Consider the following 11,523-nt stretch of genomic DNA (forward strand, 5'->3'; position numbering starts at 1 on the left):
AGTTAACGCTCCCTACGGTCGCTAAGTAGTTAAAGTCAAATGCTTTTCTTCTTGAAAGTCAATGAATAGGTGTACTAATTGATAAAGGAAATAAATACAATAGCCTTACCTTGTTAGACAACAGTCAGCAACATGTTTTGCGAAAGACGGCAAACGGCGTTGCGAAAGGTCGCAAATCGCGCGCTAAAAGGCCGTCTTTTAGAGAGCAAAAGGCGGCCTTTTGCAAAATTGGTGGTAAATAGTTGATTATCAATGGATTATTTGTCGGGATAAGACAGATGGGGCGAATGGGACTAATAAGAGGTAAACGGAGAGCGTGGATTAGCCTTTAGCCTATTTGCAGCCAAGCAAAAAGGCATTTGTCTTAACTCCCTTACTCCCTAACTCCTTAACTCCTAAGAACAAAGTCATTTGACTTTAACTACTTAGCGACCGTAGGGAGCGTTAACTTCTTTAACTACTTTAACTACTAAAAAAATCCCCAAAGCTTCTTTAACTCCTTAAAAAATCCTTATCTTTGTTTCACGAATATAGGATTCGGTTCGGCAATTTCAAGTTAAAAAACTTTGTTTTTTCCTTGCCATTGCGCTCACCTTTCACTATATTTGCACTTAATATGGACTATATTTTCACTACGCGGATGATGGTCCGCGACTATGAGTGCGACATCGAGGGCATTGTCAACAATGCCAACTACCTGCATTACGCCGAGCATACACGCCATCTGTTCCTTCAGAAGTGCGGACTTAGCTTTGCCGAGATGCACCGTCGCGGCGTTGATGCTGTCGTGGCAAGGATGAATCTGCAGTTCAAGACGCCGCTGAGGTGCGACGATGAGTTCCTGTCTTGCATCAACCTGAAGAAGGAAGGGCTGCGCTACGTCTTTTATCAGGACATCTACCGCGCCTCCGACAACAAGCTGTGCTTCAAGGGAGTGATTGACCTTGTATGCCTTGTTGACGGCCGGCTGGCCCACAGCAAGGAGTATGACGAGGCGTTCAAGGAGTTCTTATAAATTAAGAGTTAAGAATTAAGAATTAAGAAAAATACCCTTGCCGGTTATCGAGTTCAGGCATATTTTCTTAATTCTTAACTCTTAATTCTTAATTCAATAAGCTCTTAATTCTTAATTATATAAGTGGCATTTTTTCTTAACTCTTAACTCTTAATTCTTAACTTAATAAATGTCCGAGCTTATTAACGCGCTTATACTGTCGTCAGTCGACCACTCTACGCCAGGCACGGCGCTGCAGCTATACCGCGTGGCGGGCAGTGCCACGGCCGTAATAGACTGCCGCATGAACATACGCGACATCGCTCCCGGTTGTCCGCGGCGCGTTGCTGACGCCCTTGCCGACATAGACGAGGCACGCCGCAGGGCGGAGTTCGAGATGGAATACGCCTCGCGCCACGGCATACGGATACTCGTAAACGGCTCGGAAGGCTACCCTCGGCGACTTGACGGGTGTGATGACGCGCCGCTGGTGATGTTCTACCGTGGCACGGCGGAGCTCAACCGCGCCCGTGTGGTGAGCATGGTGGGCACACGGCGGTGTACCGCCTACGGCCAGGATTGCGTGCGCTCGTTCGTCCGCAGGCTGAAAGAACTGTGCCCTGACACGCTCATCGTCAGCGGACTTGCTTACGGAATAGACATCTCGGCGCACCGTGAGGCGCTGGACAACGGCATGGATACCGTGGCCGTACTTGCCCACGGGCTCGATAACCTCTATCCTCCGCGCCATAAGGACACGGCAGGACGCATGCTGACACAGGGCGGACTGCTGACCGAGTTCTTCACCCGTACCAATGCTGACAAGCTGAACTTCCTGCGGCGAAACCGCATTGTGGCGGGTATTTCAGACGCTACCGTAGTGGTGGAGAGCGCCTCTCACGGCGGCGGACTGGTCACCGCACGCATAGCCCAGAGCTATAACCGCGACGTGTTCGCCTTCCCCGGCCGTGTAGGCGACGAGTATTCGGCGGGCTGCAACAACCTTATCCGTGACAACAAGGCCACACTCGTATGCTCGGCCGACGACTTCGTGAGCGCCATGGGATGGCAGACCGACGCGCAGCTTGTCGCCGCGCGCCGCCAAGGTATCGAGCGTACGCTCTTCCCCGAGCTTACCGACGACGAGCAGCGGATTGTCGACACGCTCGAAAACAGCAACGACCAGCAGCTCAACACGCTGTCGGCCGCCCTCAACATGCCTGTCGGCACGCTTGCCGCCACGATGTTCTCGCTCGAGATGAAAGGCGTGGTGAAGTGCCTGGCGGGAGGAGTTTATCATTTAATAAGAAGTTAAATATTCAGTAGTTAAAGTAGTTAAGAGTAGTTATCGCTCGCAAGCTCGCTAAGTAGTTAAAGTCAAATGCCTTGCAGCTTGCCTGCCTGAACACATAAAGCAAAGGTAATGACTCTAACTACTTTAACTACTCCTAACTACTTTAACTACAAAGTAAAAATATGAACATAGGCAACATACAATTCGGCGACCGCCCTCTCTTCCTCGCTCCGATGGAGGATGTCACCGACATAGGCTTCCGCCGGCTGTGCAAACGGTACGGGGCGGCGATGGTATATACCGAGTTTGTCAGCGCCGAGGCGCTGGTGAGGTCGGTCAAGAGCACCGTAGACAAGCTTACGATAAGCGACGACGAGCGCCCCGTAGGCATACAGATATACGGCCGCGACGCCGAGTCGATGGCCGAGGCGGCGCGTATCGTGGAGCAGGCAGGGCCCGACCTGATAGACCTTAACTTCGGATGTCCGGTGAAGAAGGTGGCCGGCAAGGGCGCCGGAGCGGGCATGCTGCGCGACATTCCGCTTATGCTGAAGATTACGCGGGCCGTCGTAGATGCGGTGAAAGTGCCCGTAACGGTGAAGACACGGCTGGGTTGGGACGCCCAGAACCTCATAATAGAGGAGCTGGCCGAGCAGCTGCAGGACTGCGGCATACAGGCCTTGACCATCCACGGGCGCACCCGCGCCCAGATGTACACGGGCGAGGCAGACTGGACTTTGATAGGCAAGGTGAAGCGGAACCCGCGCATACGCATACCCATCATCGGCAACGGCGACATCACCACGCCCGAGGAGGCGCGGCTGGCGTTCGAGCGTTACGGCGTAGACGCCGTGATGATAGGCCGCGCTACGTTCGGACATCCGTGGCTGTTCAAGGAGATTCGCGACTATCTTGACGGCCGCGAGCCCGACCCCTCGCTCGACTTTAACCGCAAGCTGGACATCCTCGAGGAACAGCTCCGCATAAACGTGGAGCGCATTGACGAGTATCGTGGCATTCTGCACACGCGCCGCCATCTCGCCGCAACGCCCATATTCAAGGGCATTCCCAACTTCCGACAGACGCGTATCGCCATGCTCCGTGCCGAAACCGTAGGAGAACTGACGGAAATCTTGGAGCATTGCAGGGCGATTTTGAATTAAGAATTAAGAGTTAAGAATTAAGAAAATATGACTTTGGAAATTAAGAATTAAGGGTTAAGAATTAAGAAAATATGACTTGACGTTTGGCCAGAAATGGTAAGATATACCTTACATGGTTTTAATAAGAAAGTCATATTTTCTTAATTCTTAACCCTTAATTCTTAATTTCCTGGCTCTTAATTCTTAATTTCCTGACTCTTAATTCTTAATTATCAACATCATATTTTCTTAATTCTTAACTCTTAATTCTTAATTATATATGACTTTTTCCTTTCAATCCCGCACCCGCCTGCTGATAGGCGAGGCCGCCGCCGGGCGGCTGGCGCAGGCCAGGGTGATAGTGTTCGGCGTCGGCGGAGTGGGCAGCTGGTGCGTTGAGGGCCTTGTGCGCTCGGGCGTTCGCCATGTCACGATAGTGGACCAGGACCGCGTTTGCGCCTCGAACGTGAACCGGCAGCTTATGGCTACGGCCATGACGATAGGCCAGGTGAAGGTCGATGCGCTGAAGGAGCACCTGCTCGAGATCAGTCCCGAGGCCGAGATTGACGCCCGCCATGAGGCGTTTAATGCTGACACCGCCGCCACGTTCGACATCGGGAGCTACGACTATGTGATTGATGCTATCGACAGCCTGCAGGACAAAATGCTGCTCATACGCACCGCCTGCGACGCCCGTGTGCGCCTTTATTCGTCAATGGGGGCGGCCCGCAAGCTCGACCCCACGCGCATTCGCGTGGCCGAGTTCTGGAAGGTCACGGGCTGTCCGCTGGCCCGCTCGCTGCGGCAGGGCTTCAAGCGGTCGGGGCGGTTGCCGTCGAGGAAGTTCAAGTGTGTGTACAGCGACGAGCTGCTCGACAACTCCGGCACGCCCGACGAACCTCGCGCCAACGGCTCGATGGTGCACATCACCGCCGTGTTCGGCTTCACCTTGGCCGGCCTTGTGATACAAGACATAGTATCGCGAACGGCCGATGCCGAGCCATGACGTGGCTCGTGCGTAACTGCCTGACCGTCAGGCATTCAGCAATATGCCGCCTTTCGGCGTGCAAAACATGGCATATTACGACGCAAAAGGCGGCCTTTCGCATTGCGAAAGGCCGCCTCTTATTTGTTTGTATGCCCTAAGGCATGTTATCAGTAACCCTTGGTTGGCGTCGTGCCGTAGCCGTTATCGCCGTATTCGTCGCGGTTGTCAATCTGCTGGAGGAAGTCGTTGGATATCGGACGGCAGTAGTGTATGCTCTCGTCGAAGCTTTCGGCTGCGCGCGAGTTAAAGCGCTTCAGGCGCTCGCCAAGCAGGTGGTGGCGCTTCAGCAGGGCCCAACGGCAGTATTCGCCGGCCATCTCGCGGGCGTATTCGTCAAGGATGGTCTCCTCGGTGATGGTGCCGAGTGCCGGGGCTTGCGTGCCCGGACGTGCCGCGCGGTTGCGCAGTTTTTCGAGATACTTACGTCCTTGTTCTGCGTCACCGAGTCTCTCCCAAGCCTCGGCAGCAATGAGGTACAGCTCGGCGGTGCGCATTACCATTATGTCGCCGTAGCGGCGCTGCAGGTTGCTGCCCTCGCTTACTCCGTTGTACAGCCAGTTATACTTTATGAGTGACGGGTATAGCTGGTATGAGTTTGTGCCGTCGAAGGGCTGGCGCTTGTACTGGTTGCCGTCGAACAGGTCTCTGATGTTCACCGTGAAGTAGCGGCTCTGGGCCTTCTCCGCGTCGGTCTTGTAGTCTTTTGATAGCACTACGGCGAAGCGGTCGTCGTCAACGTCCACCGGATAGTCTATCACGAACGGGTTTTTAATGCCTGTTATGAGGTTTGCTGGGTCGGCGTGGTGTGCGGCATAACCGCCCTTGGGCCACGCTCCCACGAAGTCATACTGGTTGCCTTTGTACGTCGAGGCTATGGCGTTTATCTCGGCGTAAGGACGTATCGAGTCGCCGAGGAACTGCTGTCCCATGCCGTATTTGTCTATAAGTGCCTGGGTTATCTCCACTCCGTAGTTGTCGTATTTCAGCCATCCGGGAGTTACCATCGAGAACGTTCCGAAGGCTGTCATGAACGTGTTTTCCCAACGCTTGTCCCACGAGGCGTCGAACACGTCGATTGCGTACGGCGTAGGAGCCATGGCGTTGTTGTTCACGCGGCCGAGGTAGTAGTTTGACTTGTCGGCGATTTTGTAAAGGTCCTCAAGCTTGTTGGGGTTGCAGAACGTGAAAGTCAGCTGGTTGCGGTTCACGCTCATGTAGTTTGCCGACTCGTTGTTGGCATCTACGCCCGACACTATGAACAAAGCCTCGGGGTTGTTGCGGTTGTTGGCTTGGGCCCAGAGGTCCGAAACGTCGTCATACAGGTAAATGTTGTACGACGAAGCGTTCTTTATCAGTTCCTCGGCCGTGTCTTTCGCCCTCATCCAATAGCTCACCCCGTCTTCCGACAGACCTTCGCCCGCGCCTTGAGCGTAAGCGCGTGCCATCAGTCCGAGGGCGGTCTTCTTGCATACACGCCCATAGTTGCCGTCCAAAGGCTGTACCGGCAGTACGGCGGCGGCCTCTTTCAGGTCTTTTATTATTGCCGTGTAAAACTCTTCCACGGTGTTGCGCTTCGGTCTGGTGTTTATTATTCCGGTCGAGATGTCTTCGTCGCTCAGCGTTACCGGGCCATAGTATGTAACGAGTACGAGGTTGTAATACGCGCGCAAGGTCTTCGCCTCGGCCACGAGAATGTCCTTGTCGGCACCTTCAACCTCGTCGGCATGGTTGATTACGGCGTTACACGTGGATATTGTCGTGTATGCTTGGTTGAACGTAACCTTAGGTGCCTGCACCGACGGGGTCAGTCCTTCGTAGAAGAATACTTCCTGCGCGTAGTCCTTGCTGGGGTTCTCGAACATGTCTGTACCTCCTTCAGCCACGCTGAGGAAGTTGAACTCGGAGAACAGTCCCTCGTTGAGCGGGGAGTAGCAATAGGCCTGAAGCCCTCTCCACGCGTTGTAGTTGGTTATGTTAGCGTCGCCTCCGCTCGGGTTGTACTCGTCAAGTTCGCACGCCGTGAAACTCAACGTGCCCGCAAGCAGTGCCGACATATATAATAATTTACTTGTTTTCATTGTCTTTTTGGTTTTTTGCAAGTCCATGTCTCCGTTGGTTATTGGAGGCATGGAGCTTGCGCTTATTTTCGTTAGTGAGTTATGAGCTTACCTGTATAATGGTTCTATTGACATTTTTAGAATGTCAGGTTCACGCCGAAAACCAGCTGTTTAGTCAGCGGGTAGTCAATGCTGCCGCCCATTTCGGGGTCATAGTTCTTCAGAAGGTCACTCTTTTGGATTACGAGCGGGTTGGTGATTGTGGCATATACGCGCAGGTCCTCTATGCCGATTGTCTTTCCCCACTTCTTCGGGAGAGTATAACCTAAGGTTATGTTCTTAATCTTGAAGAACGAGCCGTCAACATAGCTGAGTCCTGAGAAACCTTTAATGTTGTTGCTCGAGCTTGACGCGTTGAGTGCCGGGAAGTAGTGGTCTTGGTCGCCTGTTTCCTGTGTCCAGTAGTCGAAGTACGTCGGGAAGTTGTTTTTAGCGCCTCCGGCCGGGTCGTAATAGCCAAGCATGTCATAATAGATGGTCTGTCCCCAACGCCAATACATGTATATGCTGAGGTCGAAGTTCTTGTAAGTAAACGTGTTCTTGAATCCCATCGTCCAGTCAGGATTCTGGTGTCCGAGCACCTGATAGTCGTTGGCGCTTACGGCATATGGGTTATCCTTGTCGTAAGTCATGAGTACCCTTTCGCCGTCCTCGTTCTCAACCCACTTCTGATAGACACCCTCGCTGACGTGAATCATGCCCTGAACGTCAACCTTCAGGTCGCCTGGCTTAATGCCTAATGCGGCAGCGTCGGCAGCCTCTGATGTCTTCCATACGCCGTTAAGCTTATAGTTGTACCAGGAATTGACAGCCTCTCCCATGTAGAGCACTTTGCCGTCATCTCCGTTAGTGACGTATTCGGCGCCGGTTGCCAGCTTCGTAATCTTCTCCTTGCTGTACGTGAAGGTCAGGTTTGAAGTCCACGTGAAGTCCTTGGTCACGATATTACGTGTGTTGAGTGCGAGCTCGACGCCTTGCGTCTCGGTTTCGCAGATGTTCATGTTGGTCTGGAAGTTGGTTGACGCATCGTACATTCCGCCAGTGGAGGGCAGCGCCTTGCTCCAGATGACGTCTTCGGTCTTGGTGAAGTAATAGTCGAGCGCCATGTCGATACGCCCGCCCAAGAAGCTTGCGTCGATACCGATGTTGGTGTTCTTTGACTTCTCCCAGCCGAGCATTACGTTCGCCACGTTCTTGCTATACTGGTAGGCCGGCACCAGCAGGCCGCCGAGGCCGTAGTTGGTCTGCTCGAGTACAGATACGCTTGAGTACGCATCGATGGCGGCCGTACCCGTTACGCCCCATCCGCCGCGTATCTTAAGGTTGTCGAGCCATGAGCGTGTACCCTCCATGAACTTCTCTTCGGAGATACGCCATCCGAGAGAGAATGCCGGGAACGTGTCCCACTGGTTGTCCTTTGCCAGGCGTGACGAGCCGTCGTGGCGTACCGATGCCGAGGCGAGATACTTGCCTTGGTAAGAATAGTTGATACGGCCGACGAGTCCGAAGCCCTTTGACATAGTGTATTGCGACTGCACTTTCTGGTTGCGTCCGGACTCAAGGTTGTGCCAGAGGTAGACGTTCGACGGCAGGTTGTCGGCATAAGAATAGGTATATTCCTGCCTGTCGTGGTTCCACGAGGTTACTCCGGTGATGGTGAAGTCGTGGTCCTCTGCTATCTGGAAGTTGTACGTCAGTATGTTTTCCCACTTGTAGTTGGTCGAGTTGGTCTGTTCCACCTGCCCGTAAACACGGCTGCTCGTACCGGTTTGTGTGGCTCCGTCGCGGTAGTAGTTGTACGAGCCGATACCCTCGAAGCGGTTGTGCTTGTTGAACACGAGCGACGCGTTCAGGCGGCTCTCCCATGTGAAGCCCTTGAACGGCGTCACGCGGATGTACGGATTGAGGTATAGGCGGGTTATCTGGCTGTTGTTTCTGTAGTTGCTCTTGTTGTTTACGAGCACGTTAGTCTCTCCCGTGCCCTCTACAGACTCGATTGTCGGGTTGCCGTCGTCGTCGTAAAGACGGCCGATAGGCTTGTTGCGCAGTGCCTGGTCAAGGCGTGCGTACGCCGAATTCTTATAGACGTAGCTGCCCTGCATGTTGATACCCGTCGAGAGCCATTTGTTAACCTGGTGGTCTACACGTATATTTGTAGAGTACACCTTGTAGTTGTCGTTGTCGTACTGGCCCTGTTCGTCAGTGAAGTTCAGCGACATGTAAGCCTTTGTCTTCTCAGTTCCGCCGCTTACGGATACCGAGTAGTTCTGGATAATGCCGGTCTTGAGCAGCTCGTCGGCCCAGTTTATCGACTCGCCCCTTTGGTAGGCTTCCCACATTGCCTGGTTGCCGAGCACGCTGGCATCGTCAATATACGTGCCCGCCTCCTGCAGGGCCAGCTTGCGCAGGTTGAAGTATCCCTTGGCGTCGTACACCTCCGGAACTTCCGACCATCCGTTGATACCCACGTAGGCATTGAAGTTAACCAGGGCCTTGCCCGTCTTTCCGCTCTTGGTCGTGACGATGATTACGCCGTTGGCGCCGGCCGAACCGTAGACTGCCGTCGACGACGCGTCCTTGAGCACCTCAATGCTCTCGATGTCGTTGACGTTCAGCGTGGCAAGGTTGCCCGGCATGCCGTCGATAATCACCGTAGGCTCGCCGCTCGCCGTGAACGAGCGCGTACCGCGCAGCTGCATTGTCACGTCGGCTCCCGCCTGGCCGCTGGCCTTCGTAATGTCAAGGCCGGCTACTTTGCCCTGCAGGGCCTCAACGACGTTTGACACCGGCTGTATCGCCAGGTCCTCGCTTTTTACCGATGACACGGCTCCCGTCAGGTCGCGGCGCTTCATAGTACCGTAACCTATTACCACCACGTCGTCAAGGCTGGCCACATCGGGCTCCATTGTCACTCTTACGGGAGCCGCTGTAGCCCTTACCGTGGCCGTCTTGTAGCCCACGTAAGTGATTTCGAGTTCGTCGCCGGGCTTGGCGGCTATCGAGAAGTTACCGTCGAGGTCGGTCACGGCTGCCGCCTTGCCGTCCTTGACTTTCACGGTGACGCCTATCATGGGCGCGCCTGTCTCGTCAACAACGTTGCCCTTGACGGTCTGACCCTGCGTTACCGCCTGGGCGGGAACGGAGTTTGCCGGTGCGCTTGCCGCCGAGGTGTACAGCGGAACGCACAGCATGGCAGACAGGCTGACGGCCACTGACGTACGCATCAGGGTCAAGCCTGAACAATGCTTTTTGCTTTTTTTCATGTCCTCAAATCTTTTTGGGTTAAACTTTAGTTACATTCGTGTTACAAAACGGCGGCTTTAGTGACATTTTCACAATGCCTCATGCCGCCTGTTGACTGTTGTTTTTTGTTTGCCTTATAAGTTAGTAATTGATTTTAATAAGTTAGAATACGCGTGTACACACTTCGTTTGATACATTCATCCGTGTTGCTGGTAAAGTTTGGTTATCAGACTTTTTATATGGTTCGGAACCGTTCGTGATTCCGTGTATGTTATGTCGATATAAGGTTTCGTTCTTGTTTGCAAATATAATTGTTTTTTCTTTTTTTTTCAACGTCGTGAATGTTAAAATCAAAAATTTGTCAAAAAAGATAGTTTTTTGCGCAAAAAACATACCCATAAGTAGGTATCAGGGCGGTTACATGTGCTCTTTTAGAATGTAAAAGGCCGTCTTTTATAATTCAAAAGACGGCCTTTTGCCTACCAATTAGCGGCTTTTTGGATTCATAACATTTTCATTCCGTTTTCCTATAGTACGTAAGATATCCTGCATCCAGAATCATTGATTATAAGCTAAAGCCTTATGTTGTCTTACTGTTTTCAAGCTTTTTGTGGATTAAAATGGGGCAATACAAGGCTATTTTAGCCGTCCGGCAAAGTTTTAAACCGCCGTTTTGTAACAGGAGTGTAACTAAAGTTTAACCTAAAAAATAACGGACATGAGATTTTTTTATCTTGTACTGAGTTTGTTTTTTACCGGAGCTGTTCTTGAGGGGCAGGCCCAGGAATATGATTATCCTACGGCCACGCAAAACATACCGGCTTTTCCCACGGCCGAGGGTTTCGGCAAGTTTGCCACGGGTGGCCGTGGCGGGCGTGTGGTTACGGTGACTAATCTTGAGGATGACCCCACGACGCCGCCCGTAGGTTCGCTGCGCTGGGCTTTGGCTCAGTATCCTGACGAGCCTATCACCGTGGTGTTTAACTGCTCCGGTTGGATTATCCTCAAGGATGTGCTGCGCGTCACTCGTACCGCCGGCCTCACCATTGCGGGCCAGACGGCGCCGGGCGAGGGCATAACGCTGTATCCCCGCATGTTCAGTATTAACGGGGCGAAGAACATAGTGGTGCGTAACATGCGCTTCCGCACGGGTTCGCACGTTTGGGACGGCTCGGACTTGGTAAAGGATGCCGAGCTTGTTGACCAGGCGTTGTGCGCAGAAAACACTGAGCAGGTAATCTTCGACCATTGTACTTTCGGCTGGTCGGCCGAGGAGATTGTCAACAACCAGTGTTGCCATTTCCATACTTTCCAATACTGTCTGCTTCATGAGGGGCTTTACGACGCTGGCCACCACAAGGGCTCGGCACGCAGTTTCGGCTGCCAGTGGGGCGGTTCGCAATCAACTTTCCACCATAACATGCTGGCGCATAACTATTCGCGCAGTCCCCGTTTCCAGGGTGCGAGGGATGATGATTATGTTGTTTACAACGAATTCGTGAACAACGTGAATTATAACTGGGGCAAGGTGAACGCCTGCTACGGCGGTGAGAACAACTCACCGTCAAACCGTTACCAAGGCCACCAGGTGAATTTCGTCAATAATTACTGGAAACCCGGTCCTGCGACAATCAAGGGAAACTCGTCAGGGCGGCACAACTTCATGCGCCCAACGGCCGGCACGA

Annotated in this window: 7 protein-coding genes; 5 read left to right on the top strand and 2 right to left on the bottom strand. The window is 53.0% G+C overall.

Going from position 1 to position 11,523, the window contains the following annotated elements:
* Positions 1–616: 616 nt before the first annotated feature.
* From H6A34_RS11130 to H6A34_RS11145, 4 genes are all read left to right on the top strand, one after another.
* Positions 617–1,015 carry an acyl-CoA thioesterase gene (locus tag H6A34_RS11130; RefSeq protein WP_205105578.1) on the top strand — a complete coding sequence of 133 codons (399 nt, stop codon included), beginning with the start codon at positions 617–619 and terminating at the stop codon, positions 1,013–1,015.
* Positions 1,016–1,184: 169 nt separating this feature from the next.
* Positions 1,185–2,309 (top strand): DNA-processing protein DprA, encoded by a 1,125-nt coding sequence (dprA, locus tag H6A34_RS11135; RefSeq protein ID WP_205105579.1) that lies wholly within the window; start codon positions 1,185–1,187, stop codon positions 2,307–2,309.
* A gap of 161 nt (positions 2,310–2,470) precedes the next feature.
* Positions 2,471–3,451 carry a tRNA dihydrouridine synthase DusB gene (gene dusB, locus H6A34_RS11140; protein ID WP_205105580.1) on the top strand — a complete coding sequence of 327 codons (981 nt, stop codon included), beginning with the start codon at positions 2,471–2,473 and terminating at the stop codon, positions 3,449–3,451.
* Between the two features lie 259 nt (positions 3,452–3,710).
* On the top strand, positions 3,711–4,436 hold the full coding sequence (locus tag H6A34_RS11145; RefSeq protein ID WP_205105581.1) for a tRNA threonylcarbamoyladenosine dehydratase: 726 nt from the start codon (positions 3,711–3,713) through the stop codon (positions 4,434–4,436).
* Positions 4,437–4,585: 149 nt separating this feature from the next.
* Here H6A34_RS11145 and H6A34_RS11150 read toward each other — a convergent pair whose 3' ends face one another.
* Complete coding sequence (locus H6A34_RS11150) at positions 4,586–6,556, bottom strand: RagB/SusD family nutrient uptake outer membrane protein (protein ID WP_205105582.1); 1,971 nt, start codon at positions 6,554–6,556, stop codon at positions 4,586–4,588.
* A gap of 116 nt (positions 6,557–6,672) precedes the next feature.
* Positions 6,673–9,858, bottom strand: coding sequence for a SusC/RagA family TonB-linked outer membrane protein (locus H6A34_RS11155; protein WP_205105583.1), 3,186 nt, complete (start codon positions 9,856–9,858; stop codon positions 6,673–6,675).
* Between the two features lie 698 nt (positions 9,859–10,556).
* On the opposite strand from H6A34_RS11155, the gene H6A34_RS11160 reads away from it, so the two are divergent.
* The coding region (locus H6A34_RS11160; RefSeq protein WP_420870842.1) for a pectate lyase family protein at positions 10,557–11,523 on the top strand (967 nt) is incomplete at its 3' end.

Source organism: Marseilla massiliensis (assembly GCF_016899855.1).
Classification (GTDB): domain Bacteria; phylum Bacteroidota; class Bacteroidia; order Bacteroidales; family Bacteroidaceae; genus Prevotella.

Bases quoted from the DNA above. Each gene is read 5' to 3' on its own strand.
- H6A34_RS11130 (WP_205105578.1), top strand. From the start codon at position 617: ATGGACTATATTTTCACTACGCGGATGATGGTCCGCGACTATGAGTGC.
- dprA (WP_205105579.1), top strand. From the start codon at position 1,185: ATGTCCGAGCTTATTAACGCGCTTATACTGTCGTCAGTCGACCACTCT.
- dusB (WP_205105580.1), top strand. From the start codon at position 2,471: ATGAACATAGGCAACATACAATTCGGCGACCGCCCTCTCTTCCTCGCT.
- H6A34_RS11145 (WP_205105581.1), top strand. From the start codon at position 3,711: ATGACTTTTTCCTTTCAATCCCGCACCCGCCTGCTGATAGGCGAGGCC.
- H6A34_RS11150 (WP_205105582.1), bottom strand. From the start codon at position 6,556: ATGAAAACAAGTAAATTATTATATATGTCGGCACTGCTTGCGGGCACG.
- H6A34_RS11155 (WP_205105583.1), bottom strand. From the start codon at position 9,858: ATGAAAAAAAGCAAAAAGCATTGTTCAGGCTTGACCCTGATGCGTACG.